Annotated in this window: 23 protein-coding genes; 11 read left to right on the top strand and 12 right to left on the bottom strand. The window is 66.9% G+C overall.

Annotated features, from left to right (window positions below; translation table 11 throughout):
- Positions 1-6: 6 nt before the first annotated feature.
- The 7 genes from carB to IFT63_RS05005 all read right to left on the bottom strand — a co-directional run bounded on the left by carB (position 7) and on the right by IFT63_RS05005 (position 8,550).
- The gene (gene carB / locus IFT63_RS05035; protein ID WP_042612815.1) at positions 7-3,249 is read right to left on the bottom strand and encodes a carbamoyl-phosphate synthase large subunit; all 3,243 of its coding nucleotides are present in this window, start codon (positions 3,247-3,249) and stop codon (positions 7-9) included.
- Between the two features lie 54 nt (positions 3,250-3,303).
- A complete protein-coding gene (locus IFT63_RS05030) occupies positions 3,304-3,858 on the bottom strand; it encodes a hypothetical protein (protein ID WP_192083417.1) in 555 nt (184 codons plus the stop codon).
- On the bottom strand, positions 3,858-4,988 hold the full coding sequence (gene carA, locus IFT63_RS05025; protein WP_192083416.1) for a glutamine-hydrolyzing carbamoyl-phosphate synthase small subunit: 1,131 nt from the start codon (positions 4,986-4,988) through the stop codon (positions 3,858-3,860). Before carA ends, IFT63_RS05030 begins: the two co-directional genes overlap by 1 nt.
- A 293-nt stretch (positions 4,989-5,281) precedes the next feature.
- Positions 5,282-6,004 carry a 4-hydroxy-tetrahydrodipicolinate reductase gene (dapB, locus tag IFT63_RS05020; protein WP_080335061.1) on the bottom strand — a complete coding sequence of 241 codons (723 nt, stop codon included), beginning with the start codon at positions 6,002-6,004 and terminating at the stop codon, positions 5,282-5,284.
- Between the two features lie 184 nt (positions 6,005-6,188).
- Complete coding sequence (locus tag IFT63_RS05015; protein ID WP_192083415.1) at positions 6,189-6,443, bottom strand: DUF6587 family protein; 255 nt, start codon at positions 6,441-6,443, stop codon at positions 6,189-6,191.
- The gene (locus IFT63_RS05010; protein ID WP_192083414.1) at positions 6,443-8,302 is read right to left on the bottom strand and encodes a ferrous iron transporter B; all 1,860 of its coding nucleotides are present in this window, start codon (positions 8,300-8,302) and stop codon (positions 6,443-6,445) included. Before IFT63_RS05010 ends, IFT63_RS05015 begins: the two co-directional genes overlap by 1 nt.
- A complete protein-coding gene (locus tag IFT63_RS05005; protein WP_042612821.1) occupies positions 8,299-8,550 on the bottom strand; it encodes a FeoA family protein in 252 nt (83 codons plus the stop codon). Before IFT63_RS05005 ends, IFT63_RS05010 begins: the two co-directional genes overlap by 4 nt.
- Before the next feature lie 116 nt (positions 8,551-8,666).
- Between IFT63_RS05005 and IFT63_RS05000 the strand changes: the two genes are divergently transcribed.
- The 5 genes from IFT63_RS05000 (at position 8,667) to yeiP (ending at position 14,980) form a co-directional block, all read left to right on the top strand.
- Entirely contained in the window at positions 8,667-9,455 is a 789-nt protein-coding gene (locus tag IFT63_RS05000) for an enoyl-CoA hydratase-related protein (protein ID WP_192083413.1), read from the top strand.
- 231 nt (positions 9,456-9,686) lie between these two features.
- On the top strand, positions 9,687-10,580 hold the full coding sequence (locus IFT63_RS04995; protein WP_192083412.1) for a hydroxymethylglutaryl-CoA lyase: 894 nt from the start codon (positions 9,687-9,689) through the stop codon (positions 10,578-10,580).
- Positions 10,577-13,132, top strand: a complete 2,556-nt coding sequence (locus IFT63_RS04990; RefSeq protein WP_192083411.1) for an EAL domain-containing protein — start codon at positions 10,577-10,579, stop codon at positions 13,130-13,132. The genes IFT63_RS04995 and IFT63_RS04990 overlap by 4 nt, the downstream gene beginning before the upstream one ends.
- Before the next feature lie 461 nt (positions 13,133-13,593).
- Positions 13,594-14,364, top strand: coding sequence for an SDR family oxidoreductase (locus tag IFT63_RS04985; RefSeq protein WP_042613948.1), 771 nt, complete (start codon positions 13,594-13,596; stop codon positions 14,362-14,364).
- 49 nt (positions 14,365-14,413) lie between these two features.
- The gene (yeiP, locus tag IFT63_RS04980; RefSeq protein WP_042613949.1) at positions 14,414-14,980 is read left to right on the top strand and encodes an elongation factor P-like protein YeiP; all 567 of its coding nucleotides are present in this window, start codon (positions 14,414-14,416) and stop codon (positions 14,978-14,980) included.
- A gap of 178 nt (positions 14,981-15,158) precedes the next feature.
- Here yeiP and IFT63_RS04975 read toward each other — a convergent pair whose 3' ends face one another.
- The 4 genes from IFT63_RS04975 to IFT63_RS04960 form a co-directional block, all read right to left on the bottom strand.
- Positions 15,159-15,617, bottom strand: coding sequence for a hypothetical protein (locus IFT63_RS04975; protein ID WP_052811970.1), 459 nt, complete (start codon positions 15,615-15,617; stop codon positions 15,159-15,161).
- An 81-nt stretch (positions 15,618-15,698) separates the two neighbouring features.
- Positions 15,699-17,480 carry a DUF4105 domain-containing protein gene (locus IFT63_RS04970; protein WP_192083410.1) on the bottom strand — a complete coding sequence of 594 codons (1,782 nt, stop codon included), beginning with the start codon at positions 17,478-17,480 and terminating at the stop codon, positions 15,699-15,701.
- A complete protein-coding gene (locus tag IFT63_RS04965) occupies positions 17,480-17,785 on the bottom strand; it encodes a DUF2388 domain-containing protein (RefSeq protein ID WP_192084141.1) in 306 nt (101 codons plus the stop codon). Before IFT63_RS04965 ends, IFT63_RS04970 begins: the two co-directional genes overlap by 1 nt.
- Positions 17,786-17,855: 70 nt before the next feature.
- Positions 17,856-19,244, bottom strand: a complete 1,389-nt coding sequence (locus IFT63_RS04960; protein WP_192083409.1) for an FAD-binding oxidoreductase — start codon at positions 19,242-19,244, stop codon at positions 17,856-17,858.
- A 180-nt stretch (positions 19,245-19,424) separates the two neighbouring features.
- On the opposite strand from IFT63_RS04960, the gene serA reads away from it, so the two are divergent.
- The gene (gene serA, locus IFT63_RS04955) at positions 19,425-20,669 is read left to right on the top strand and encodes a phosphoglycerate dehydrogenase (protein ID WP_192083408.1); all 1,245 of its coding nucleotides are present in this window, start codon (positions 19,425-19,427) and stop codon (positions 20,667-20,669) included.
- A gap of 97 nt (positions 20,670-20,766) precedes the next feature.
- Here serA and IFT63_RS04950 read toward each other — a convergent pair whose 3' ends face one another.
- Positions 20,767-21,336, bottom strand: coding sequence for an NUDIX hydrolase (locus tag IFT63_RS04950; RefSeq protein WP_192084140.1), 570 nt, complete (start codon positions 21,334-21,336; stop codon positions 20,767-20,769).
- 181 nt (positions 21,337-21,517) lie between these two features.
- On the opposite strand from IFT63_RS04950, the gene IFT63_RS04945 reads away from it, so the two are divergent.
- The 5 genes from IFT63_RS04945 (at position 21,518) to mtnC (ending at position 26,740) form a co-directional block, all read left to right on the top strand.
- Positions 21,518-22,993: an amino acid permease gene (locus tag IFT63_RS04945; RefSeq protein WP_192083407.1), complete on the top strand. Its 1,476-nt coding sequence runs from the start codon at positions 21,518-21,520 to the stop codon at positions 22,991-22,993.
- A gap of 98 nt (positions 22,994-23,091) precedes the next feature.
- The gene (locus tag IFT63_RS04940) at positions 23,092-24,516 is read left to right on the top strand and encodes an amino acid permease (RefSeq protein ID WP_042613954.1); all 1,425 of its coding nucleotides are present in this window, start codon (positions 23,092-23,094) and stop codon (positions 24,514-24,516) included.
- A 236-nt stretch (positions 24,517-24,752) separates the two neighbouring features.
- A complete protein-coding gene (locus IFT63_RS04935) occupies positions 24,753-25,394 on the top strand; it encodes a methylthioribulose 1-phosphate dehydratase (protein ID WP_042613955.1) in 642 nt (213 codons plus the stop codon).
- 89 nt (positions 25,395-25,483) lie between these two features.
- Complete coding sequence (locus IFT63_RS04930; protein WP_182656796.1) at positions 25,484-26,038, top strand: acireductone dioxygenase; 555 nt, start codon at positions 25,484-25,486, stop codon at positions 26,036-26,038.
- 6 nt (positions 26,039-26,044) lie between these two features.
- Positions 26,045-26,740 (top strand): acireductone synthase, encoded by a 696-nt coding sequence (gene mtnC, locus IFT63_RS04925; RefSeq protein ID WP_042613957.1) that lies wholly within the window; start codon positions 26,045-26,047, stop codon positions 26,738-26,740.
- Positions 26,741-26,768 lie beyond the last annotated feature (28 nt).

Genomic DNA, 26,768 nt, shown 5'->3' with positions numbered 1-26,768 from the left:
GAGCTCTCATGCGTTCAGTTCCTTGTGCAGTTCCTGCAGCGACCAGACCGGGCCGGTACCGCGGAATTCCAGCGAATGCACCAGTGCCTTGGCACCGGCGATGGTGGTCGAATAGGTCACGCGGTGCTGCAGCGCTTCACGACGGATGGAGAACGAGTCGTTGATCGCCGCACGGCCTTCGGTCGTGTTGACGATGTAGACGATCTCACCGTTCTTGATGCGGTCCACGATGTGCGGACGACCCTCGACAACCTTGTTGACGATCTCGCATTCCATGCCGTGCTGCTGCAGCCACGCGGCGGTGCCACGGGTGGCGACCAGGCTGTAGCCCTTGGCCAGCAGCGCCTCGGCGACCGGCAGCACGCGCTGCTTGTCCGGATCACGTACCGACACGAAGGCCTTGCCGACCGGCGGCGCCTTGATGCCACCGGCTTCCTGCGCACGCGCGAAGGCGGCGCTGAAGCTGCGGCCGACGCCCATCACTTCACCGGTGGAGCGCATCTCCGGCCCGAGGATCGGATCGACGCCCTGGAACTTGGCGAACGGGAAGATCGCTTCCTTCACCGAGTAATAGTCCGGCACGATTTCCTTGGTGGCGCCCTGCTCGGCCAGCGTCTTGCCGGCCATGCAGCGTGCGGCGATCTTGGCCAGCGGCATGCCGGTGGCCTTGGACACGAACGGCACGGTGCGCGAGGCACGCGGGTTCACTTCCAGCAGGTAGACGATGTCTTCGCCGTTCTCACCGGCCTGGATGGCGAACTGGGTGTTCATCAGGCCGACCACGTTCAGGGCCTTGGCCAGCTCCACCACCTGGCGGCGCAGCTCGGCCTGGGTTTCGGCAGACAGCGAGTACGGCGGCAGCGAGCAGGACGAATCGCCCGAATGCACGCCGGCCTCTTCGATGTGTTCCATCACGCCGCCGATCAGCACGTTGCCCTGGCTGTCGGCAATGATGTCCACGTCCACTTCCACGGCGTTGTCGAGGAAGCGGTCCAGCAGCACCGGCGAATCGTTGGAGACCTTGACCGCATCACGCACGTAACGCGCCAGGTCGGACTCACCGTAGACGATTTCCATTGCACGGCCGCCCAGCACGTAGCTCGGACGCACCACCAGCGGGTAGCCGATCTCGCGCGCCAGCAGCAGCGCTTCCTGGTCGTTGCGGGCGATGCGGTTCGGCGGCTGCTTCAGGCCCAGGTTGTCCACCAGCTGCTGGAAGCGCTCGCGGTCTTCGGCCAGGTCGATGGAGTCCGGGCTGGTGCCGATCACCGGCACGCCGTTGGCTTCCAGCGCGCGCGCCAGCTTCAGCGGGGTTTGCCCGCCGTACTGCACGATCACGCCCTTCGGCTGTTCCAGCTCGACGATCTCCAGCACGTCTTCCAGCGTCAGCGGCTCGAAGTACAGGCGGTCGGAGGTGTCGTAGTCGGTGGACACGGTTTCCGGGTTGCAGTTGACCATGATGGTTTCATAGCCATCTTCGCGCAGCGCCAGCGCGGCGTGCACACAGCAGTAGTCGAACTCGATGCCCTGGCCGATGCGGTTCGGGCCACCGCCGAGGATCATGATCTTGTCGCGGTTGCTCGGCGCCGCTTCGCACTCGTCCTCGTAGGTCGAATACAGGTAGGCGGTACCTGTGGCGAACTCACCGGCGCAGGAGTCCACGCGCTTGTACACCGGGCGCACCTTGTGCGCACGGCGCAGCGCGCGCACGGCCGCTTCGTTGGTGCCGGTCAGCTGGGCCAGGCGGGCGTCGGAGAAGCCGGCACGCTTGAGCTTGCGCAGGCGCGCCGCATCCAGGGTGTCGATGCCACCGGCGGCGACTTCGCCTTCGGCGGTGATGATCTCTTCGATCTGGTCCAGGAACCACGGATCGATGAAGGACAGCGCATGGATTTCTTCCACGCTCATGCCAGCGCGGAAGCCGTCAGCCACGTAGAACAGACGCTCCGGGCCGGGAGCCTTCAGCTCGCGGCGCAGGGTCTGCATGTCGTCCTCGTTGCCCAGGTCCAGCTCGGTCGGGTCGAAGCCCACTTTGCCGGTTTCCAGGCCACGCAGCGCCTTCTGCATCGATTCCTGGAAGGTGCGCCCCATCGCCATCACCTCGCCCACCGACTTCATCTGGGTGGTCAGGCGGGCATCGGCGGCCGGGAACTTCTCGAAGGCGAAGCGCGGGATCTTGGTGACGACATAGTCGATCGACGGCTCGAACGAGGCCGGGGTCAGGCCGCCGGTGATCTCGTTCTTCAGTTCGTCCAGGGTGTAACCCACGGCCAGCTTGGCGGCGACCTTGGCGATCGGGAAGCCGGTGGCCTTGGAGGCCAGCGCCGAGGAACGCGAAACGCGCGGGTTCATCTCGATCACCACCACGCGGCCGGTGTGCGGATTGATGCCGAACTGCACGTTCGAACCACCGGTATCCACGCCGATCTTGCGCAGCACGGCGATGGAGGCATCGCGCAGGCGCTGGTATTCCTTGTCGGTCAGGGTCTGCGCCGGGGCCACGGTGATCGAGTCACCGGTGTGCACGCCCATCGGGTCCAGGTTCTCGATGGAACACACGATGATGCAGTTGTCCGCGGTATCGCGGACCACTTCCATTTCGAATTCCTTCCAGCCCAGCACCGATTCTTCCACCAGCACTTCGGTGGTCGGCGACAGTTCCAGGCCACGGGTGACGATGTCGATCAGCTCTTCGCGGTTGTAGGCGATGCCGCCGCCGCTGCCGCCCAGGGTGAAGCTCGGGCGGATGATGGTCGGGTAGCCGACGCGGGTCTGGATATCCAGCGCTTCTTCCAGCGTGTGCGCGACAGCGGCAGACGGGCATTCCAGGCCGATCTCGCCCATCGCCACGCGGAACAGCTCGCGGTCTTCGGCCATGCGGATCGCTTCGCGCTTGGCGCCGATCAGCTCGACGTTGTACTTCTCCAGCACGCCGTTGTCGGCCAGGTCCAGTGCGCAGTTCAGCGCGGTCTGGCCGCCCATCGTCGGCAGCAGCGCGTCGGGCTTCTCCTTGGCGATGATCTTCTCGACCGTCTGCCAGTTGATCGGCTCGATGTAGACGGCGTCGGCCATCTCGGGGTCGGTCATGATGGTGGCCGGATTGCTGTTGACCAGCACCACGCGGTACCCCTCGTCGCGCAGTGCCTTGCAGGCCTGCGCGCCAGAGTAGTCGAACTCACAGGCCTGGCCGATGACGATCGGGCCAGCACCGATGATGAGGATGGTTTTCAGGTCAGTACGCTTTGCCATTTTCTTCTCTAGGTCGGTACAGCGTGACAAGGGGGAGTGATCGCACGCTGACGATCAGGAAATCTGTTCCGCGTCGAAGTCGATGCGGCATTCGCGCTTGAGCGCGGCGGACATCGTTTCGCCTATGTTTTCCGGCATCCCGCCGTCGGCAGCCAGGCCGTCGATGAAGCGCTGGAACGCGGGGGTGCCCATGAACCGGGCAATCTCCACCTTGTTCGCTTCGCTCACCTCGGGTCCCTCGCTGGCCATGCCCTGCTGGGCCGCCGCGCTGGCCTGGAAGGTGCGGACCATGTCGGCACCGGCCGGCGTGGCCATGAACTGCTTCCATTCGCCGACCAGCACCGCCCCGTCTTCACCGAGATTGCCGGCGATCTGCTGCTGGAAGTGGGCGTCGAGCAGCTTGCCGATCTGGGTGGACGCACAATCACGCCCGCCCTGGTCCAGCGCCTTCAGCGTCGGGGAGATGCTGAACAGCACTTCGGCGCTGCTCTTGCCCAGCCCGTGCATGCCGAGCTGGTGCATGATCACCGCCACCTCGGCCGGCGTGGCCGGCTGGGCGCTTGCGGTACCGGCCAACAACAGCCCGGCCAGCAGTGCGCTAACGCGCATCAGGCGCGGGCCTCGGCCATCAAGGTCACGAAACGATCAAACAACGGGCCGACGTCGGTCGGTCCGGGCGAGGCTTCGGGGTGGCCCTGGAAGGAGAACGCCGGCACGTCGGTGCGCGCGATGCCCTGGTTGGTGCCGTCGAACAGCGAGCGGTGGGTCACCCGCAAGGTAGCCGGCAGGGTCGCTTCATCCACCGCGAATCCGTGGTTCTGCGAGGTGATCATCACCCGGCCGCTGTCCAGGTCCTGCACCGGATGGTTGGCGCCGTGATGGCCATGGCCCATCTTCAGCGTCTTCGCGCCGGAGGCCAGTGCCAGCAGCTGGTGGCCCAGGCAGATGCCGAAGGTCGGCACCTTGGCCTCAAGCACGGTCCTGATCGCGCTGATCGCGTAGTCACACGGCTCCGGGTCACCCGGGCCGTTGGACAGGAACACGCCGTCCGGCTTCAGCGCCAGCACGTCGGCCGCAGGGGTCTGCGCCGGCACCACGGTCACATCGCAGCCGCGCTCGGCCAGCATGCGCAGGATGTTGGTCTTCACACCGTAGTCGTAGGCCACGACCTTGTACTGCGAGGGCACGCTGACGAACGCGTTGGCATCCAGGTCGAGCTGGCCTTCGTTCCACTGGTAGGTGGTTTCGGTCGACACGACCTTGGCCAGGTCCATGCCCTTCAGGCCGGGGAAGCTACGTGCCGCCTCCAGTGCCTTCTCCACGCTGATGCCCTCGCCTGCCATCAGCGCACCGTTCTGTGCGCCCTTCTCGCGCAGGATGCGCGTCAGCTTGCGGGTATCGATGCCCGAGATGGCCACCACGCCACGCTGCAACAGCCAGTCCTGCAGGGAAACCTGGCTGCGCCAGCTGCTCGGGCGGCGCGGCACGTCGCGCACGATCAGGCCGGCCGACCACACCTTGGACGCTTCATTGTCCTGGTCGGTCATGCCGGTGTTGCCGATATGCGGGTAGGTCAGCGTGACCATCTGCCGGGCGTAGGACGGATCAGTCAGCACTTCCTGGTAACCGGTCATGGCGGTGTTGAACACCACTTCACCGACGGACAGGCCGGGCGCGCCTACGGATTCGCCCTCGAATACGGTGCCGTCTTCGAGGACGAGGATTGCGGCTTGGGTCACGGAAATCTCACTTTGGCTACCGATGGGGTACCGAAGGTCACGCCTGCGCTCACGGTAAAAACCGGTTGCAAAAAAGCGCGGACGTACGGTTCAGGACCGGTCCGGCTATCGTGTTTCGGCGAGTGCGAATTGTAGACGCATGCGGGGTCCGGCGCCAGCACCACGTTGCAGGTAACGCCGACCCATGGTCGGCGAGCGCACCCCGGCGCGTGCAGCAGCCCCTGACCGGTAGCGCCGACCCATGGTCGGCGAGCGCAGCGGGCCCTTCGCGCAGTGCCCCCCGAGCACCCCGTTCAGCCGTTCAGCAGATCCCGCACCCGATAGCTCCCCGGTGCCCGTTCAGCCAGCTGCCGCGCAGCAAACAGCGCGCCGCGGGCGAAGATGTCGCGGTTGGTCGCCCGGTGCACCAGCTCGATCCGCTCGCCCAGCCCGGTGAACTGAACGAGGTGCTCACCGACGATGTCGCCGGCGCGCAGGCTGGCATACTGCGGCGTAGCCCCGCCACGCCCGGCCGCAGCCCCCAGCGTCAGCGCGGTGCCCGAAGGCGCATCCAGCTTGCGGGTGTGGTGCGATTCGACGATGTCGCAATCCCATCCAGCCAATGCCTGTGCGGCGCGCTCGACCAGTTCATCCAGCACCGCCACGCCCAGGCTGAAATTGGACGCCCACACCAGCGGTATCGCCTTGGCCGCCGCATCCAGTGCATCGCGCTGCGCCTGGCTGATGCCGGTGGTGCCGGAAACCAGCCCCGCGCCGCGCTCCACGCACAGCGCCAGGATCGCATCGAAGCCTTCGGGCAGGCTGAAGTCGATGGCCACATCGAACGGCGGAGCGCCGTGCAGTTCCTTGGCGGCGAAATGCGGGATGCCGTCCACCACCCGCTGCGCAGGCGCGCGGCCGGTGTAGGCCCCCACCACGATCAGCGTATCGGTATGTTCGGCGGCCAGCCGCAGCAGGGCCTGGCCCATGCGCCCGGAAGCGCCATGGATGAGCAATCGCAGGGGAGTCTGGTTCATCCGGGAAGGCTAGCGGCTGGCCATGCATTTGCACAGGGGGCACGGGCCCATCGCTCGCGGTGGATGCCTCTACCGCTGCGCTCGCCGAGCATGGCTCGGCGCTACCACGGCACGGCACGGCACGGCACGGCACGGTTCATCGCACCAGTAGTGACGGCCGCCGGCCGTCACACGCCCGACCCGCTCAGTGCGCCTTCGGCGGCGTCGGCCCGCAGCTGTCACACCCACCACAGGCACCCGCGCCGCCACTGGCTGGCGGTGCGATGCGTCGGCCCAGCGACTGCCGCCAACCCGGCCGGCCGGAGCGCAGCAGGCTCAGCGCCAACGCGCCACGCGCCTTGCGTACCGTCCCGGGGAACTGCTTCTTCAGCACCACCCACGCACTGGCCAGCACCGCCACCGCGACGATCAGGTACTGCAGCAGCAGGCCGGCCTCCATCAACCGCCTCCCAGCGCCACGGTCACCTGGTAGGTGACCAGAGCTGCGATATAGGCCGCGGCGAACAGATACACGGTGGCAAAGCCGACCTGCTTCCACGAATTGGTTTCGCGCTTGATCGTGGCCAGCGTGGAGATGCACATCGGGGCGTAGATGAACCACACCAGCAGCGACAGGCCGGTGGCCAGCGACCAACCGTCACTGACGATCGGGGTCAGCGCCGAGATCGCCGCATCGTCGTCCGGCGCCGACAGCGCATAGATGGTCGCCAACGAGGACACCGCCACTTCGCGCGCGCCCATGCCCGGGATCAGCGCGATGCAGATCTGCCAGTTGAAGCCGAGCGGGGCGAAGATGGCCGTCATCGCATGGCCGAGCTGGCCAGCGTAGCTGTAGTCGATGGCCGGCATCGTCGCATTGGCGGGCGCACCGGGGAAGGAAAGCAGGAACCACAGCAGGATGGTCAGCGACAGGATGATGCCACCGACGCGCTTGAGGAAGATCATGCCGCGTTCGTACAGGCCCACCGCCAGGTCGCGCGGGTGCGGGATGCGGTATGACGGCAGCTCCAGCATCAGCGGGTGCTCGCTCTTGTCGCGGCGCCACTTCTTCATCACCCAGGACATCAGCAGCGCGCTGAAGATGCCGGCCACGTACAGGCCGAACAGCACCAGGCCCTGCTGGTTGAAGATGCCGACCTTCCCATCGGGAATGAACGCGCCGATCAGCAGCGCATACACCGGCAGGCGCGCCGAGCAGGTCATCAACGGGGCCACCAGGATGGTCGCCAGGCGATCACGCGGATCCTGGATGCTGCGCGTGGCCATGATGCCGGGCACCGCGCAGGCGAAGCTGGACAGCAGCGGGATGAACGAACGCCCGGACAGCCCGGCCGAGGCCATCATCCGGTCCAGCAGGAACGCCGCACGCGGCAGGTAGCCGGACTCTTCCAGCGCCAGGATGAAGGCGAACAGGATCAGGATCTGCGGCAGGAACACCACCACTCCGCCCAAGCCGGCGATGATGCCATCGGTGACCAGGCTGGACAGCGGACCTTCCGGCAGCACCGCGCCGGCCTGCTCGCCGAGCCAGCCGAACAGCGCCTCGATACCATCCATCATCGGCGTCGCCCAGGCGAACACCGCCTGGAAGATCATGAACATCACCACCACCAGGGTGGCCAGGCCGAACACCGGATGCAGCAGCCAGCGGTCCAGCGCGTCATCGATCTTGGCGGTGCGGGTGGGCATGCTGACGGCGGCATCGAGGATCCCGCGTACCTGCGCGTGGTAGTCGATGCCCTGTCCTTCCACGGCCGCCACCGGTGCGCCGAGGTGCGGCACCATCGCATCCAGCCGCTCCACCAGTGCCTGTGCGCCATGCTTGCGCACCGCCACGGTTTCCACCACGGGCACGCCGAGCGCACGTTCCAGCGCCGGCACATCGATCCTGATGCCACGACGCTCGGCCGCGTCGACCATGTTCAGGGCCACCACCATCGGCTTGCCCAGCTCACGCAGTTCCAGCGCGAAGCGCAGGTGCAGTCGCAGGTTGGTCGCATCGATCACGCACAGCAGTACGTCCGGTGCCGCCTCGCCGGGGTAGAAACCACGGCACAGGTCACGGGTGATCGCCTCGTCCAGGCTGGCCGGCTGCAGGCTGTAGGCGCCCGGCAGGTCGAGGATGGCGAACTCGCGGCCAGATGGCGCGCGCATCCGGCCTTCCTTGCGCTCCACGGTCACGCCGGTGTAATTGGCGACCTTCTGCCGGCTGCCGGTCAGCTGGTTGAACAGCGCGGTCTTGCCGCTGTTCGGATTGCCGACCAGGGCCACGCGCAGTGGCAGGCTCGCCGCGCTCATGCCGGCACTCCCTGTTCAGCGCTGACCTGGACGCGAGCGGCTTCACTGCGGCGCAGCGCAAAGCGGGTGAAGCCGACCTGCACCAGCAGGGGTTCGCCACCGACCGGGCCACGCGCCACCAGACGCACGGACTCGCCCTGGACGAAGCCAAGCTCCCTCAGGCGACGGGCGATGGTGTCGTTGGCGTGCGTGTCATGGACGGTTTCGACCACGGCGTTGGTTTGCAAGGGCAGATCGGACAGCGTCACTCGCGCACTTTCCAGTGATAAGAATGGTTATCAATTCTAACATCGCCGCGCCGCGTCATGGCCCATGACCTTTGGGCCGCTATGATCCATACAGGTATCGAGTATTTGCGGACTTTATGACGGATCCCCTGCTGGTCGAGCGCTCTGGCGCCCTGCTTACCCTGCGCCTGCACCGCCCGGCGCTGCACAATGCCTTCGACGACGGCCTGATCGCCCAACTGACCGGTGAGCTGGCGCAGGCCGGACGCGACCCTTCGGTGCGCGCGGTCGTGCTGGCCGGCGAAGGTGCCTCGTTCTCCGCCGGCGCCGACCTGCACTGGATGCGCGGCATGGCTGCAGCCAGCGAATCGGAAAACCGTCAGGATGCGCTGGCGCTGGCCCGGTTGATGCGCACCCTGGACGAACTGCCCAAACCGACGCTCGCACGGGTGCACGGAGCGGCATTCGGCGGCGGCGTGGGCCTGGTGGCCTGCTGCGACATCGCCATTGCCGCCGACAGCGCACGCTTCGGGCTGACCGAAAGCCGGCTGGGCCTGCTGCCGGCGGTCATCTCCCCCTACGTCATCGCCGCCATCGGCCCGCGCCAGGCGCGGCGCTGGTTTGCCACCGGCGAGCACTTCGATGCCGCCACGGCGCTGCGCATCGGCCTGGTCCACGCCGTGGTGGCGGGCGACCAGTTGGATGCCGCGGTCAAGCAGCAGCTGGACCTGCTGCTGGCGGCCGGACCGATCGCCACCGCAAGCGCCAAGACACTGGTCCGTGATGTGCTGGCCAACCCCGACGCCGATGCGCGCGACCAGGCCAATGCCGAGCTGATCGCCCGCCTGCGGGTATCGGCTGAGGGCCAGGAAGGACTGGGCGCCTTCCTCGACAAGCGTCCGCCGGGGTGGGCTGCCCTCACCTGACCCGACGCCTTCACGCCGCGGCGGCTGGGCCGGGCCGATGCTGCGCGCATCCGCCCCGTCTGGTGAAGCCGTTCATGCTGCGGGCTGGCCGGTTGCTGCGACGGCCCGCGTATATCTCTCTCGTGGCCACCCCTGCGTGCGCCACTTCATCTACAGGACGTTCCGTGATCGTTGCCTGCTGCCCTGCCCTTGCCTGCCCTGCCGCCCGCCCCACCCACGGGAGGCGCAGGGATGTCTGATTACGTCCGCATCGTCGAAGTAGGCCCGCGTGACGGCCTGCAGAACGAGAAACAGCCGGTCAGCACGGCTGACAAGATTGCCTTGATCGACCGGTTGTCGGCCACCGGCCTGCGCAGCATCGAAGCCACCAGCTTCGTCAGCCCGCGCTGGGTGCCGCAGTTGGCCGATGCCGCCGAGGTGTACGCCGGCATCCAGCGTGCACCGGGCGTGGCCTATCCGGTGCTGGTTCCCAATGAGCAGGGCTACGACCGCGCGTTGGCGGCGGGGGTGCAGGAAGTAGCGGTGTTCACCGCCGCTTCGGAAACGTTCAACCGCACCAATACCAATGCCGGCATCGACGAATCGCTGGCGCGCTTTGAACCGATCCTGCGGCGTGCCGCCGACGATGGCGTGCGCGTGCGCGGCTACGTGTCCACCGTGCTCGGCTGCCCCTATCAGGGAGAGGTTGCAGTCAGCGAGGTAGTGCGCGTGGCGCGCGCCCTGCATGGCATGGGCTGTTACGAAATATCGCTCGGCGACACCATCGGTGTGGGCACGCCGCGCAAGGCGCGGGCCATGCTGCAGGCAGTCGCTGCCGAGGTGCCGATGCATGCGCTGGCCGTGCATTTCCACGACACCTACGGCCAGGCCGTGGCCAACATCGCCAGCTGCGTGGAGGCCGGCGTGCGCGTGGTCGACAGCGCGGTCTCCGGCGCCGGTGGCTGTCCGTATGCGAAGGGCGCCAGCGGCAACGTGGCCAGCGAAGATGCGGTGTACCTGCTGCACGGGATGGGGATGCGGACCGGCGTGGAGCTGGAGCCGCTGGCCGGGATCGGCCGCTGGCTGTCGGCGCTGCTGGGCCGGCCCACCGGCAGCCGCGTCGGCAAGGCGATGGCACCGACATGAGCCGCCGCGGCCCGTGCGACGACCTGGCCGCTGGCGGACACCCCGCCACGCAGAGCGACGCACGGGCCGCACTGGACCACGCCCTTTCCCAGCCCCATCGTGCCGAACAGCACGCACTGCTGCAGCAGGCCCGTCAGGCGCTGGACGAAGCGATGCAGCAGCGGCAGGACGCCGAGCAGCGCTATGCCGCCCTGTTCGATGCGGTGCCCGACCCGGTCAGCATCCTCAGTTCGACCGGGGTGGTGATGGACCTCAACCGCGCCGGTGTGCGCGCCTACGGCCGCCCGCGCGAGGCCATCGTCGGCCAGCCGATCGAACTGTTGAACCCGGACCTGCCCAGCGATCACCTGGAACCGGTCTGGGCCGCCCTGCAACGCGGCGACACCTATGTCATCGAAGTCACCAACATGCGCGGTGACGGCAGCCGGTTCCCGGTGGAGGTGCACTCGGCCGGCTTCGAACTGCAGGGCGAACCGTGCATCGTGGCGGTGGCGCGCGACCTGAGCGGGCGCTGGCAGGCCGAGTCCCGCTATCGCCTGTTGATGGAATCCATCGACAAGGGCGTGATCCTGTTCGATCGCGAATTGCACGTGCTATCGGCCAACCCGGCCGCGCACCGGATCCTGGGCACGGCCGGCACCGGTTCCAGCCTGCAGACCCTGCTCGACCCGCGCGACTGGATCGTGGTGGACGAACACGGGCACCTGCTGGGCCATGACCAATGGCCGGCCAACCGTTGCTTCCAGGCGGGCCGGGTCATCCGCAGCACCATCGTCGGGCTGTACCACCGACCGCGCGGCCGCATGCTGTGGTTGTCGATCACCAACGTGCCGGTGTTCGGCAACGGGCGCGACCACGCCGACCATGTGTTCGCGATGTTCAGCGACATCACCGAACTCAAGCGCAACAACGCGCTGTTCGACCGCGCCCAGTCGTTGGCCCACATCGGCGGCTGGGAGTGGGATCGCGGCCTGGCGCGCCTGTACCTGACCGACGAAGCGCGCCGGATCCTCGGCCAGGATCTGCCGCTGGATGACATGCCCGAGCTGATGGAGTGCCTGCGCAGCGATGACCGGCTGGCCCTGCAGCAGGCGCTGGCGGCCAGCGTGGAGGCGCGCAGCAGCTTCACCCTGGAACTGCGCGGCCAACGCGCCGATGGCCACACCTTCTGGGTGCGCATGATCGGCGAGGTGTCGGAAGGCGACGTGGACGCCGCGCGCATCGCCGGCACCGTGCAGGACATCACCGAGCGCAAGCAGGCCGAGGAAACCCTGCGCATCCAGGCGCGTACCGATCCGCTGACCGGCATCATGAACCGCGATGCGGTGCTCAGCGACCTGGGGGTGCGGCTGTCCAATCCGACCCACTGCAAGGTTGCGGTGCTGTACATCGACCTGGACCGTTTCAAGACGGTCAACGATCTGCTGGGCCACAGCGCAGGCGATGAACTGCTGGTGGAGGCCACCCGCCGGATCGCCCACGCAATCGGCACCGAAGGGCTGCTGGCGCGCTTTGGTGGTGATGAGTTCCTGGTCATCTGCGATACCCGCGACCAGCCCGACCAGCCCGAACGGCTGGCCCAGCGCATCACCGCTGCGTTCGAACCTGCGTTTGCATTCGGCAACGACGAGTTCGTGGTCACTGCCAGCATCGGCATCGCGTGCGCGCCGCGCGACGGCCTGCGCCCGCAACAGCTGATCCAGAACGCCGACACCGCGATGTATGACTGCAAGCGCCGCAGCCGCAACGGCTGGCAGGTGTTTTCACCCGCGCTGGCGCAGGCCCAGCACGACCGGCTGCAGATCGAAAGCCGGCTGCACCGCGCACTGGAAGCCGATGAATTCCGCCTGGTGTATCAGCCGCAGGTCAATCTGCGCACCGGCGAGGTGATCGCCGCCGAGGCGCTGATCCGCTGGCAGAACGAGCAGCTGGGCGAGATGCGCCCGGACCTGTTCATCGCCCACGCAGAGAGCACTGGTGACATCGTGCGGATCGGCCAATGGGCGCTGCGCGAGGCCTGCCGCCAGGTCCGCCAATGGCAGGACGAAGGCCTCGGCCTGGTGCGGGTGGCGGTCAATGTGTCCTACCGCCAGTTCACCGGCGACGACCTGGCACTGAAGGTGCGCCAGGCGCTGGATGAGTTCCATCTTCCCGGCACCGCACTGGAGCTGGAGTTCACCGAGCGCGTGCTGATCGAGGACGCCCCGGACACCCTGCGCACCTTCGCCCGGCTGCGCGAGATGGGCGTGATGCTGGCCATCGATGATTTCGGCGAGGGCTACAGCGCGTTGAATTACCTGCGCCGGCTGCCGATCCACGGGCTCAAGCTCAGCCAGTTGTTCGTGGAGGGCGTGCCCGGTGACCGTTCGGACATGGCGGTATGCGAAGCCATCTGCGGGATTGCACGCAGCCTGGGGCTGGGCGTGGTGGCCGAAGGCATCGAATCCGAAGCCCAGCGCCGCTATCTGATGGGGTTGGGGGTCAATGTCGGCCAAGGTTTCCTGTTCGCCCCGGGGCTGACGCCGGAAGAGTTCGTGAGGAAGTTGAAGTAGGTTTTTTTGCGGTGGTGGAGCAGAGGCGGGATTTGTTGGCTGGGCCGGGCAGTTGTCGTGCGCCGCCACCGCACGGGGGAAAAAAGAAGAGCGGTAGCGCCGACCCATGGTCGGCGGAACCCATCAGAGCCCATCCCCCCCACCATCCGCCGACCATGGGTCGGCGCTACCAGGGCCGCCGTGAACCTGTCGAAGGTGGGGCGGGGTGGGTTGGCGGGGGTGTTGAGCGCCATGGATGGCGCGAAACAAGGCCCGCATGGATGCAGTCTTTGCCGTCCCCCGCCAACCCACCCCGCCCCGCCAACACACAGCCCCGCGGCTTTTGACGTTAGCCGTTGCTCCAGAACGCAGGCGCCGGGCTGCAAGCCCGGCATCCATACCCCCATCCCAACGCACTGCACAACGGCCCCGCACGCGCCTTCCGCTAGAATCGCGGACTCTTGAACCAGCAGGACCGTGCAATGCAGTTGTCCAACGTACGTGCCGTCATCACCGGTGGTGTTTCCGGCCTCGGCCTGGCCGTGGCCGAACACCTCGTCGCCCACGGCGGCAAGGTCGCGCTGTTCGACCTCAACGATGAAAAAGGCGCCGCCGCCGTCGCTGCCCTGGGACAGGCGAACGCGTCCTACCAGCAGGTCAACGTCAGCGACGAGGCCGCCGTGGCCGAAGCCATCGAACAGGCCCACGCCTTCCTCGGCGGACTCAACGTGGCAGTGAACTGCGCCGGCATCCTCGGCGCCGGCCGCGTGCTGGGCAAGGAAGGCCCGATGCCGCTGGCCGGTTTCCAGGGTACGGTGATGGTCAATCTGGTCGGCAGCTTCAACCTCGCCAAGGCCGCGGCCAACCGCATCCAGCACAACGACGCCGGTCCGGACGGCGAGCGCGGGGTGATCATCAACACCGCCAGCATCGCCGCCTATGAAGGGCAGATCGGGCAGGCCGCGTATGCCGCCTCCAAGGGCGGCGTGGTCTCGATGACCCTGCCGATGGCCCGCGAACTCTCGCGCTTCGGCATCCGCGTCAACACCATCGCCCCCGGCGTGTTCTGGACGCCGATGGTCGACGGCATGCCGCCGGCCGTGCAGGAATCGCTGGCCGCCTCGATCCCGTTCCCGTCGCGACTGGGCAAGCCGGAAGACTTTGCCAGCCTGGTCGCTTACATTCTCGGCAATACCTATATCAACGGCGAGACCATCCGCCTGGACGGCGCCACCCGGCTCGCTCCGAAGTGATTCCCCCGGGCGCCGGGACGGCGCCCTCCCCCAACCGACCTACACCACCATGAAAGCCAGCGATATCAAGAAGGGCAACGTCGTCGAATACAACAACGGCGTGTACCAGATCCGCGACATCGAACGCAGCTCGCCGCAGGGCCGCGGCGGCAATGTCCGCTTCCGTTTCATCATGTACAGCGTGCCGGGCGGCAACAAGCTCGACGCCAGCTTCGATTCCGATGACAACCTGCCGGAAGTGGAACTGCTGCGCCGCCTGTCGACCTACTCGTACAAAGATGGCGAAGCGTTCGTGTTCATGGACGACGAGGATTACACTCCCTACACCCTGGATGCAGACGTGATCGGCGATGACGCCGGCTACATCACCGACGGCCTGGCCGGCATCTACGTGCAGGTGATCGACGATCAGCCCGTGGCGATCCAGCTGCCGACCAGCGTCGTGCTGGAAGTGGTCGAGACCCCACCGGAGATGAAGGGCGGCACCGCCACCAAGCGACCGAAGCCGGCCAAGCTGAGCACCGGCCTGGAAATCATGGTGCCGGAGTACATCGCCAACGGCGAACGCGTGCTGGTCAACACCGCCACCGGCGAATTCGGCGGCCGCGCCGACTGAGTGTCGAGATAGTTATTTTCGCGGTGGCGTGCGTGGACTGGGCCGGACAGGTTCCGGTGGCGCCAGCCGAGGGTGGGGGAGAAAAAAAGCTGTAGCGCCGAGCCATGCTCGGCGGAATCCATCAGACCGCGTCAGCAAGGAGCCGCCGAGCATGGCTCGGCGCTACCCTGCGCGCAGCTCACTGCGCCGCGCTGAAACTCCCGCAGCCGTGCAGCTGGCGCGTGCCCACGGTCAGCATCGCCTTCGCATCGAAGGTCTTGCCACTCATATCGTCCTGGCACGGCACCCGCTGCACGCTCAACTTGATCGGCGTGCCATCGGCAGCCGCGCCGGCCCAGCCGTCCGGGCCATGTGTGGGGGCAACCACCTCGTACCGTGTCTGGCCGTAATCCACTTCCACGCGCAGCGCCGAAGCACCACCTGCGGCGACTTCAGCCAACCAGCCCGGCTCGTTGCCGGTCGCGCGGAAGGCGTCGGAGGAACGCCCCTCAGCGGCCGGAGCAACAACCGCCGCCGGCGCATCGGAAGGCCCAGCAGCGGCGGCCTCGCGGTTCGGTTCTGGATCCGCCGCAGGCTGGCAGGCGACGGCCAAGGCAACCACCAGCACGGTGGGCAGCAGGAAAAAAGATGGACGCATGTGCGCTCCTCGACATCATTCAACAGCACACCACGCTAACATCCGCACCGTCAACGCGAGGGGAAACGCCAGGCGTGGCGTTCAGATTCCCGCCGGAGCCGGCGTGGCGGCCTGCGCACGCAGATGCGTCCGGAGTGCATGCAGGTTGGCATCCAACGTGTCCAGCTCCTGCCGCTGCTGCACTGGCAGCTGCACGCGCATCTGCTGTCGCAACTGCTTCCAGGCCTGCGGTGCCTGCGTCGATGCTGCCAGCAGCCGTGGCTGCAACGCGGCGAGCTCATCGGCCTGCGGCAGTCCATACCCCGGCCCACCCAGCAACGCGCCGGGCTGCAGCCATTGCCCTGCCTGCTCCAGCAACGTCTGCAACTGCCGCGCCCCGTCGCTGTCACGTTCTGACAGCAGGGCACGCTTCAATGTGTCGCGCGCACGCAGCTCGGCGCGTGCGGACGCGGCCTGCTCCAGCAGCAGCAGGCCGGCAGTGGCGCGCAGCCCGCCACGTTGCAGCCACGGCGTACGCGTTGCGGCGTCCAGCTTCAGCCATGCCTGCGCATCACGCGCCGGCAGCAACAGTTCCTCGCGCGCCGCCGCGAACAGCAGGTCGTAGTGCTGGTCGCTGGATTCGAAGTAGTAGCCCTCGCGGATCGCCGCGGCGCGGTCATCCAGCACGCTTTCATCCAGCCTGCCCAGCCGCGCCAGCCTGCGCCGGAGCCCGCGTGGGCTGATGCGTTCGATGCCGGCCTCCTGCAGCGCAGGCACGCCCGCCTGCAGCAGCTTGGCCGTTTCCACCGCGCAGTTGTTGCCGATGAAGTAATAGCGACCGTCGTAGCTCCAGTGCACCTGCGCGCTGCGCTCGAGCAGGCCGGCAATCTCCTGCGCGGAGAGCTGCAACGGCAGCGAGGCAAGGCCGCGCAGTTCCACCTTGGTGTACTCATCCACTACCTGCTGCAGCGGCAGCACGAACAGGCGTGAGGGGTAGCCACCGGTCAGGCCACGCCAGCTGGACAGCTCGACATCACCCACGAACGCGCGGAACGACAGCACCCGGTGCTGGTCCAGGTCCAGCCGGCAGGCCGGTCCGGGCACCCTGCCCTCGCGGCAGATCACCAGCCGCAGCATGCTGTGGCCCCAGCGGCTCATCGGTACGTCGCCGCTCTCGGCGAACAGGTAATCCACCGCGTAAACGCGCGCCGGATCCAATCGCATCAGTTCAACCAGGCCTTCCTCCGCACCGGCCTGGAGAAGTGGCACGCCGGCATCGCAGTCCGCCTGCCGTGGCGTCGGGCCCAGCGTCGCGGAAAGCCAGGTCGCCAGCGCCGGACGGCGGCAACCGAAGTCCGCATCCAGCAACCAGTGCTCTGCATTGACCGCCAGGTATTCGGCGGCACTCTTGCGCTCGTAGTCGTCCGGGCTGCGGTCACTGAAACGATTCGCGCTGCGCCCCAGTTTCCAGGGACGGCGCTGCCATCCGGCCAGTTCGCGCAAGCGCGCCTGGCCCGACCATCCACCGGCCTGCGCGCGATCAGCCACGTGCACCAGTTCGTGGATCAGCGCGGCCTGCAGCACACGGCCAGCCGCGTCTCCATGGCCATCAAGCAGAGATCGCTGCAGCTGTATGTCGCCGGCGAACGCGCGGCCGGCAACATGCGTAGGTAGCGTATCGACCCAGCGCACCGGCACCTGCGGTGGCAGCGCCGCGCGCAGCGTGCCAGGCAGGCGCTGGGCCACGGCATCCACGGCGCGCTCGGCACGGGCGCGTTCGTCAGCGTCCAGCCCGTGCAGGTCAGGTACCAGCTCGAACCCCTGCGCGGCAGGTGCCAGGCACAGCAGCCACCACGCCAACCACGCGTGGCGGCGCATCGTCATCAGCGCGCGAGCAGCGCCTGGGCCAGCGCGAGGTCGCTGGTTGCGCGGGCCGCCGCATCCTGCTCACGTAGATGGACCAGCGCCGCCTGCAGGCGGGCGCCACGGATCTGGCCATCGCTGGCAACGAAGGCGGCTGCATCATCGCGCGCAGCCAGGATCACCTTGTCATCGCCGGAGCTGCTGCCCGACGAATTGGACGAGGCACCGGAGGCCGAGCCCGCCGAAGTTCCGGCGAAGCTGGAAGCACCGGCAGCCAGCGGCAGCGCCAGCAGGGACAGCGCGAAGGGAACCAGCAGCGAAGGCAGTCGGGTCATCATCGGTCTACTCGTGAAGGGATCGTGCAGAGCGTACCCGACCCCTGACGCAAACGGCAGCTCAGAGATCAAAGACCTTGCCGGGATTCAGCCGGGCTTGCGGATCAAACGCGCGCTTGACCGCCTTCATCAAGCCGATTTCGGCCGGCCCGCGGGTGCTGTCCAGGTAGGCTTTCTTGACCAGCCCGATGCCGTGCTCGGCGGAAATGCTGCCATCGAAACGTGCCAGCACCTGCGCCAGCAGCTTGGTTACCTGCTCACACTGCTGCAGGAACTCCGCATCGCCGGTGTCATCGGGCTTGAGCACGTTGATGTGCAGGTTGCCATCGCCGATGTGGCCGAACCACACGACGTCGAACTGCGGGTAAGCCTGGGTGATCAGCGCCTGGGTCTCAGCGAGGAACGCCGGCATCGCCGAGATCCGCACCGATACGTCGTTCTTGTACGGCTTGTAACGTGCGACCGCCTCGGTGATGCCCTCGCGCAGGCGCCACAACTGCGCGGCCTGGGCGTCACTGGCACTGATCACGCCGTCGATGACCCAGCCATTGCCCATGCAGTCTTCGAACGCCGCCATCGCCGCCGCCTCCTGCGCTTCGTCCCCGGCGGCGAATTCGGTCACCACGTAATACGGATGCACCTCGTCGAACGGCGCCTGCGCACCATGGGCCAGCACATGCCTGAGCGCCTGCGCGGTGAAGAACTCGAAGGCCTGCAGCTGCAGCCGCGCACGGAACGCAGCGAACACCTGCATCAGCACCTCGAAGCTGGGCACGGCGAGCAGCATCACGTTGCTGGCCGGCGGCGGATCGGTCAGCTTCACCGTGGCCTCCACGATCACCCCCAGCGTGCCCTCCGAGCCGATCAGCAGCTGGCGGAAGTCATAGCCGCTGGAGTTCTTGATCAGGCCCTTGTTGAGCTCCAGCAGCTCACCGTCAGCGGTGACAACCTTCAGCCCGGCAATCCACTCGCGGGTGTTGCCGTAGCGGATCACGCGGATACCCCCGGCATTGGTGGCGATGTTGCCGCCGATCGAGCAGGAGCCGCGCGCGGCGAAATCCACCGGGTAGATCAGCCCGTGCTCCAGCGCCGCGTTGTGCAGCGCCTCCAGCGGCATGCCGGCCTGCACCACCAGGGTCCGGTCCACCGCGTCGTAGCACAGCGCCTTGCTCATGCGCTCAAGGCTCAGCACCAGTTCGCCGTTGGCCGCCACCGCGCCGCCGGACAGGCCGGTACGTCCGCCCGACGGCACCACGGCGACGCCTTCGGCAGCACTCCAGCGCATCACCGCCTGCACCTCTTCCACGCTGGCCGGCAACGCGATGGCCAATGGTGCCGGAGTCCAGCGCCGGGTCCAGTCGCGCCCGTAATGCTCCAGATCAGCCGCGTCGGTCTTCAGGCGCAGGTCGGGAACGGCCTGCTGGAGGGAGGCAACGCGGGGATCGGTCATGGCAGTCCAGTCAGTCCAGGCAAACGCAGGCAGAACGGGAAAGCGTGCCAGCGCGGCAGCCCAGCGTCCAGCCCTGCGCGCGATCAGGAATGGCTACGTCTGCAACCAATTCCGCAGTGCACCATGGGCGGCTGCATCTGGCATAGTGATGAGCCCTTGTCCCACTGGCCGTGCCGTCCCATGTCGCCGAAGAAGACCTCCTACCCCAAGCAGGATATCCGCGTGTTGTTGCTGGAGGGGGTCAGCCAGACCGCCGTGGACGTGTTCTCTGCGGCCGGCTACAGCCAGATCGAACTGCATTCCAAGGCCCTGCCGGAAGAGGAGCTCAAGGCGCGCATCGCCGAAGCCCACATCGTCGGCATCCGATCGCGCAGCCAGCTGTCGGCCGAGGTACTGGCCGAGGCCAAGCGCGTGATCGCGGTGGGCTGCTTCTGCATCGGCACCAACCAGGTCGACCTGGACGCAGCTGAACTGGCCGGCATCCCGGTGTTCAACGCGCCCTACTCCAACACGCGCAGCGTGGCCGAACTGGTGATCGCCGAAGCCATCATGCTGACCCGCGGGATCCCGCAGAAGAACGCCGAATGCCACCGCGGTGGCTGGTCCAAATCGGCTGCCGGCAGCCACGAAGTGCGCGGCAAGACGCTGGGCATCATCGGCTACGGCCATATCGGCACCCAGGTCGGCGTACTGGCCGAATCGCTGGGCCTGCAGGTGATCTTCCACGATGTTGAGGCCAAGCTGGCGCTGGGCAACGCGCGCGCCGCGGTCAGCCTGGACGACCTGCTGGAACGCTCGGACATCATCACCCTGCACGTGCCGGAGACCCCCGCCACGCAGTGGATGATCGGCGCGACGGAACTGGCGAAGATGCGCCGCGGCGCGCATGTTATAAACGCCGCGCGCGGCACCATCGTCGACATCGCGGCGCTGGATGCAGCGCTCAGCTCCGGGCACATCGGCGGTGCGGCGCTGGATGTATTCCCGGTGGAACCCAAGGGCAACGGCGACCTCTTCGAATCCCCGCTGACCGCGCACGACAACGTGATCCTGACCCCGCACGTGGGCGGCAGCACGCTGGAAGCGCAGGACAACATCGGCATCGAGGTGGCGGCCAAGCTGGTGCGCTACAGCGACAACGGCAGCACCCTGACCGCGGTCAACTTCCCCGAAGTCACCCTGCCCGAGCACGACGGCAGCCTGCGCCTGCTGCACATCCACCGCAACGTGCCGGGCGTGCTGTCCAAGGTCAACGAGATCTTCTCGCGCCACAATGTCAACATCGACGGCCAGTTCCTGCGCACTGACGCGAAGGTGGGCTACGTGGTGATCGACATCACCGCCAGCGTGGAGCAGGCGGCCGCCGTTCGCGATGAACTGGCCGCCATCCCCGGCACCCTGCGCACCCGCGTGCTGTACAGCTGACCAGCGGATGGGTAGTGACGGCCGCTGGCCGTCAACGGTCAACGGTCAACGGTCAACGGTCAACGGTCAAAGGATAGAGGACGGCCAGCGGCCGTCGCTACCGGGCCAGCCAGCGGCGGGCCATCCGCCGCAGCGACTCATCCGCCTGCGGGTCGGCGACGATCTGCGCGATGTCGCGCCAGGCCAGCGCCAGCGACTCTTCGCTGATCGCGTAGGCTTCCGAAGCGCCCGCGCGGATCACGAAACGCACGTCGTAGTGCCAATGCCCCGGCACGTCGTGACGCTCCGGGATCCAATGCTTGTCCAGATCGAAGATCGCCGGATCGTCCAGTGACAGCCCGGACAGGCCCGATTCTTCTACGGCTTCAGTGAAGGCCACCCGCGCCAGGTCGTGATCGCCATCGGCATGGCCACCCAGCTGCAGCCATCGGTCCAGCTTGCGGTGGTGGGTCAGTAGAACCCGTTGCCCATCGGCGCTGACCAGCCATGCGCTGCCAGTGAAATGGCCTTCCAGCCGCTCGCGAAGAAACGGATCCAACGGATCATCCAGAAGTGTGCTGAATTCGTCAGACAAGTCGCCCTGCACAGGCACTTCAAGCGCGTAGCGGCGAAGCAGTTGACGCAACGGATCGTCAAGCAGGGCAAGGGTTGCGACAGTTTCCGACATGTCCGCCACGCGTTCAGCAAAAGTATCGGCCATTATCGCCAGAAAATGTTGCACATGCGGCTTGTGCATCACCTTCAGCTTTGGCTAAGGTACAGCGAGCCATTCGCATGGCCTTCACCAACCATACGCGCCGGCGGCAACGCATCGCCGGCCACCCCACGACCACCTAGGGAAGTACCGCATGCTGAAAGCTCTGTTGAGGGTCAAACCGGTTGAGCCAGCCGGACACGTTGACGCTGGCGAACCCATCGAAGGCCGCCTGGACGGCGAAGCCACCCTGAAACGGACGCTCACGGCAAAACACCTGATCCTGCTCGGCATCGGTGCGGTGATCGGTGCGGGCATCTTCGTGATGACCGGCCAGGCCGCGGCGTTCCATGCCGGCCCCGCCGTCACCCTGTCCTTCGTGGCCGCTGGCCTGGCCTGCGCACTGGCCGGCCTGTGCTATGCCGAGTTCGCCGCGATGATGCCGGTCTCCGGCAGTGCCTATTCCTATTCCTATGCCACGCTGGGCGAAGGCATGGCCTGGTTCATCGGCTGGTGCCTGGTACTGGAGTACCTGTTTGCCTCTGCGTCGGTGGCCGTTGCCTGGTCGGCCTATCTGCTGAGCTTCGTGACCACCACGCTGGACATGCCCTTCCCGGCCGCCCTCAGTTCGGCCCCGATCGCCTGGGAAGGCGGCCAGTTCGTCGCCTCGGGGCAGCTGTTCAACCTGCCGGCGGTGTTGATCGTGGCGGTGCTGACCGGCCTGCTGTATGTGGGCATTTCCCAGTCGTCCTTCGTCAACGGCATCATCGTCGCGATCAAGGTCAGCGTGATCTGCCTGTTCATCGGCTTTGGCGCCTCGCACATCGACACGGCCAACTGGCAGCCCTTCATCCCGGAGAACACCGGCACCTTCGGTGAGTTCGGCTGGAGTGGCGTACTGCGCGCCGGCTCGATCGTGTTCTTCGCCTTCATCGGCTTCGATGCGGTGTCCACCGCCGCCGGCGAGACCAAGGATCCGCAACGCAACATGCCGATCGGCCTGCTCGGCTCGCTGGCCGTCTGCACCATCATCTACGTGATCGTGTGCCTGGTGCTGACCGGCCTGCTGCCTTACCAGCAGCTGGGAACCGCCAAGCCGGTCGCCACCGCGCTGGAAGCTTATCCGCAGCTGGCATGGCTGAAAACCGCCGTGGAGATCGGCGCCATCGCCGGCCTGTCCTCGGTGATCCTGGTGATGATGATGGGCCAGACGCGCATCGCCTACACGATTTCCCGCGACGGCCTGCTGCCGGGCTTCCTGGGCAAGGTCCATGCGCGCTTCAAGACGCCCTACGTGGCCACCATCATCGTCGGTGTCATCGCCGCGGCACTGGCCGGCATGATGCCGCTGAACGTACTCGGTGAACTGGTGTCGATGGGCACCCTGCTGGCCTTCGCCACCGTCTGCGTGGGCGTGCTGGTGCTGCGCTACACCCGTCCGGAACTGGTGCGTCCGTTCCGCGTGCCGATGGCTTGGCTGATCTGTCCGTTGGGTGCGCTGGCGTGCCTTACCCTGTTCGCCATGGCCTTCCGCGAACACTGGCACCTGTTCATCGGCTGGACCGTGCTTGGGCTGTTGATCTACTTCGGTTACGGCATGCGCAACAGCAAGCTGGCCAAGTCCTCCTGATACATCGACGGGTCGGCTCCTGGCCGGCCCGTCTGCTTTGATACCAGCACATCCCGCAGGCACCGCATGCCTGCACGCACCGACAAGAACACACACCCATGCTCAAGCAACTGTGGGCCACCAAGCACCCGCACGCCGCCCACGAAGATGCCAACGGCCTCAGCCTCACCCGTACGCTGGGACCCTGGGGCCTGACCGCACTGGGCATCGGCGCAGTGATCGGCGGCGGCATCTTCGTCATCACCGGCCAGGCCGCCGCCAACCATGCCGGTCCGGCGATCATGCTGTCGTTCGTTCTGGCCGCCATCTGCTGCGGTTTCTGCGCGCTGGCCTACGCCGAATTCGCCGCGATGGTGCCGGTATCCGGCAGTGCCTACAGCTACACCTATGCCACCTTCGGTGAGCTGGCGGCGTGGTTCATCGGCTGGATGCTGGTGCTGGAATACGGCGTCTCCGCCTCGGCGGTGGCGGTCAGCTGGACCGGCTACTTCCTCAGCCTGCTCAGCCATTTCGACATCCACCTGCCCGCCGCGCTGGTCAGCGCGCCACTGGACGGCCAGCTGCGCCCCACCGGGGCTATCGCCAACATCCCCGCTGCGATCCTGGTGCTGCTGCTGACCTGGCTGTGCTACGTCGGCATCCGCAAGTCCTCGGCGATGAACATGGCGATGGTGATCCTGAAAACCGGCCTGATCGTCCTGGTCATCGCAGTGGGCTGGAAGTACGTGGACCCGGCCAACTGGCAGCCGTTCATTCCTGAAAACACGGGCCCCGGCCAGTTCGGCATGGAAGGCGTGCTGCGCGGTGCGGCGATGGTGTTCTTCGCCTACATCGGCTTCGAGGCCGTCTCGGTGGCGGCCCAGGAATCGCACCGTCCGCAGCGTGACATGCCGATCGGCATGATGCTCTCGCTGGTGATCTGCACCATCCTTTACATCGCCATGGCCGCGGTCATGACCGGCCTGGTGCCGTACACCCTGCTGGGCACCGATGAGCCGGTGGTGACGGCCGTGGCCGCCCACCCGTCGCTGGGCTGGCTGCGCGTAGTGGTGGAAATCGGCGCGCTGGTCGGCCTGTCCTCTGTGGTGCTGGTGATGATCATCGGCCAGCCGCGAATCTTCATGATCATGGGCCGTGACGGCCTGTTGCCGCCCCTGTTCACCAAGATCCACCCGACGTACCGCACTCCGCACATCAACACGGTGATCACCGGCATCGGCATCGCCCTGCTGGCCGCGCTGTTTCCGTTGGACGTGCTGGGCGAGCTGACCTCGATGGGCACCCTGATCGCCTTCGCCGCGGTGTGTGCCGGCGTGCTGGTACTGCGCCGCACCCAGCCGGACCTGCCGCGGCCGTTCCGCATCCGCGGTGCCTGGCTGGTCTGCAGCCTGGGCGTGCTGAGCTGCATGGCGCTGCTGTCGGCCATGACGTTCCACAACTGGATGCTGATGGGCGTGTGGACCGTGGTCGGTTTCGCTATCTACTTCGGTTACGGCTTCCGCCACAGCCGCCTGCGCCGGTAACAGGCAGCGGGTAGCGGGTAGCGGGTAGCGCCGAAGGCGGCGGCAGGAGCCGCTGCCAACGTCGCTTGCGACGGCCCGCAGGGTGCCGGTCAGGACGACCGGCATAGCCATGCTCGGCGAGCGCAGCGGCAAGCGACAGCGTGACGACCCGCGGTCCTCAGCCACCAACGGCCAGCGGCCGTCACTACCTAGCCGGGCACGCGCCCGGCCCGGCGGGACCGGATAGAATGGGGCGCATGAACGCGCCCCTTTCTCCGTATGACAGCCAGCGCCTGAGTGAACTGGCGCAGCTGCTGATCGACAACATCCGCGAGCTGGCCCAGGCCGGCTGGACACCCGCGACCAGCAGCAACTTCTCGCATCGGCTGGACGACCAGCATGCGGCGATCACCGTGTCCGGCCGTGACAAGGGCCGGCTGATCGAAGACGACATCATGGTGGTGGACTTCGACGGCAAGGCCGTCGGCCGCCCGCTGCGCCCGTCTGCCGAAACCCTGCTGCATACCCAGCTGTATCGCCGCTTCCCCGAAGTCGGCTGCGTGCTGCATACCCATTCCCCGGTGCAGACCATCGCCTCGCGGCTGTACGCACCGCAGGGCCACATCCGGCTGGAAGGCTACGAGCTGCTGAAGGCCTTCGCCGGCAACAGCACCCATGAGATGGCCATCGAGGTGCCGGTGTTCGCCAACACGCAGGACATGGACGTGCTGGCCGCCCAGGTCGACGCGCTGCTGGATACCCAGTGCCTGTGGGGCTATCTGATCGACGGCCATGGGTTGTACGCCTGGGGCCGCGACATGGCCGAAGCGCGCCGTCACCTGGAAGCGTTCGAGTTCCTGTTCCACTGCGAACTGGAACTGCGCCGCCTGCGAGGCTGAATCCGGAGGGGTCACATGGCCGATTGGAATCTGACCCCGCCGCGCCGCGCTGCTACCCTACCCGTCCCCCCGACGTTCAAGCTGCCGCCATGAGCCGACTGCGCATCTACAACGACACTGCCCCCGACGCCCCGTTGCTGGACTCCCAGGACGGCGCGCTGATCGCCGCCGAACTGCAGAAGATCGGCGTCACCTTCGAGCGCTGGCAGGCCAGCCAGCCGGTCGCCCCGGGCGCCAGCCAGGAAGAGGTGTTCGCCGCTTACCGCACCGACATCGACCGGCTGGTCGCCGAACGCGGGTTCAAGAGCGTGGATGTCGCGTCGATCGCGCCGGACAACCCGAACCGTGCCGAACTGCGGAAGAAGTTCCTCGACGAGCATTTCCACAAGGAAGACGAAGTCCGCTTCTTCGTCGCGGGGTCCGGCCTGTTCACCCTGCACGTGGGCGACAAGGTCTACGAAATCGAATGCGTGAAGGACGACCTGATCGCCGTGCCGGACAGCGTCAACCATTGGTTCGACATGGGCGATGAACCAAGCTTCGTGGCGATCCGCTTCTTTACTGAAGCCGATGGCTGGGTCGGTCATTTCACCGGCACCGACATCGCGCAGAAGTTCCCCCGTTACGTCCCTACCCAGGCCTGAAGATCCATGCAGCCGCGCGTCATCCTCACCGATATCGAAGGCACCACCAGCAGCATCTCGTTCGTCAAGAACGTGCTGTTCCCGTATGCACGCCAGGCGCTGCCCGGCTTCATCGCCGCCCATGGCAACGAACCGCAGGTCCGGCGCTGGCTGGATGCGGTGGCCACCGAGATCGGTGGCGCCTGCCAGGACAGCGTGGTGGCCGAAACGCTGCAGGGCTGGATCGACCAGGACCGCAAGCACACGGCGCTGAAGGCGCTGCAGGGCATGATCTGGGAATCCGGTTACCGCAACGGTGACTACAAGGCGCACTTCTATCCGGAAGTCGCCGCGGTGCTGAAGGGCTGGCATGCCGCCGGGCTGCCGCTGTACGTGTATTCCTCCGGCTCGGTGCCGGCGCAGAAGCAGTTCTTTGGCTTCAGCGAGGCCGGCGACCTGACCGCGCTGGTGTCCGGCTGGTTCGATACCGAAATCGGCGGCAAGCGCGAGGCGGACAGCTACCGCCGTATCGTGGCGGCCATCGGCGTGCCCGCCGCGGAGATCGTGTTCCTGTCCGACGTGGTGGAAGAACTCGATGCGGCGCGCGAAGCCGGCCTGCAGACGCGCCTGCTGGACCGCCTGGACGACTACCCGCTGCCGCGCAGCGGCGAGGGTACGCACGGCCATGACCGGGTAGAGAACTTCCAGCAGATCACGCTCTGAGCGAGCGGTCCTGGTAGCGCCGCCGCAT

The organism is Stenotrophomonas sp. CFBP 13724 (assembly GCF_014841975.1).
Taxonomy (GTDB): domain Bacteria; phylum Pseudomonadota; class Gammaproteobacteria; order Xanthomonadales; family Xanthomonadaceae; genus Stenotrophomonas; species Stenotrophomonas lacuserhaii.
The sequence above is the reverse complement of the archived record's forward strand: the minus strand, read 5'-3'. Positions and strand labels throughout refer to the sequence as shown.

Coding starts and splice junctions, on each gene's coding strand:
- IFT63_RS05000 (WP_192083413.1), top strand. CDS start 8,667: ATGACGGATCCCCTGCTGGTCGAGCGCTCTGGCGCCCTGCTTACCCTG.
- IFT63_RS05010 (WP_192083414.1), bottom strand. CDS start 8,302: ATGAGCGCGGCGAGCCTGCCACTGCGCGTGGCCCTGGTCGGCAATCCG.
- IFT63_RS04990 (WP_192083411.1), top strand. CDS start 10,577: ATGAGCCGCCGCGGCCCGTGCGACGACCTGGCCGCTGGCGGACACCCC.
- IFT63_RS04950 (WP_192084140.1), bottom strand. CDS start 21,336: ATGTCGGAAACTGTCGCAACCCTTGCCCTGCTTGACGATCCGTTGCGT.
- IFT63_RS04935 (WP_042613955.1), top strand. CDS start 24,753: ATGAACGCGCCCCTTTCTCCGTATGACAGCCAGCGCCTGAGTGAACTG.
- IFT63_RS04975 (WP_052811970.1), bottom strand. CDS start 15,617: ATGCGTCCATCTTTTTTCCTGCTGCCCACCGTGCTGGTGGTTGCCTTG.
- IFT63_RS04940 (WP_042613954.1), top strand. CDS start 23,092: ATGCTCAAGCAACTGTGGGCCACCAAGCACCCGCACGCCGCCCACGAA.
- IFT63_RS04960 (WP_192083409.1), bottom strand. CDS start 19,244: ATGACCGATCCCCGCGTTGCCTCCCTCCAGCAGGCCGTTCCCGACCTG.
- mtnC (WP_042613957.1), top strand. CDS start 26,045: ATGCAGCCGCGCGTCATCCTCACCGATATCGAAGGCACCACCAGCAGC.
- IFT63_RS05030 (WP_192083417.1), bottom strand. CDS start 3,858: ATGCGCGTTAGCGCACTGCTGGCCGGGCTGTTGTTGGCCGGTACCGCA.
- dapB (WP_080335061.1), bottom strand. CDS start 6,004: ATGAACCAGACTCCCCTGCGATTGCTCATCCATGGCGCTTCCGGGCGC.
- IFT63_RS04985 (WP_042613948.1), top strand. CDS start 13,594: ATGCAGTTGTCCAACGTACGTGCCGTCATCACCGGTGGTGTTTCCGGC.
- IFT63_RS04995 (WP_192083412.1), top strand. CDS start 9,687: ATGTCTGATTACGTCCGCATCGTCGAAGTAGGCCCGCGTGACGGCCTG.
- IFT63_RS05015 (WP_192083415.1), bottom strand. CDS start 6,443: ATGGAGGCCGGCCTGCTGCTGCAGTACCTGATCGTCGCGGTGGCGGTG.
- yeiP (WP_042613949.1), top strand. CDS start 14,414: ATGAAAGCCAGCGATATCAAGAAGGGCAACGTCGTCGAATACAACAAC.
- IFT63_RS04945 (WP_192083407.1), top strand. CDS start 21,518: ATGCTGAAAGCTCTGTTGAGGGTCAAACCGGTTGAGCCAGCCGGACAC.
- carB (WP_042612815.1), bottom strand. CDS start 3,249: ATGGCAAAGCGTACTGACCTGAAAACCATCCTCATCATCGGTGCTGGC.
- IFT63_RS04970 (WP_192083410.1), bottom strand. CDS start 17,480: ATGACGATGCGCCGCCACGCGTGGTTGGCGTGGTGGCTGCTGTGCCTG.
- serA (WP_192083408.1), top strand. CDS start 19,425: ATGTCGCCGAAGAAGACCTCCTACCCCAAGCAGGATATCCGCGTGTTG.
- IFT63_RS04930 (WP_182656796.1), top strand. CDS start 25,484: ATGAGCCGACTGCGCATCTACAACGACACTGCCCCCGACGCCCCGTTG.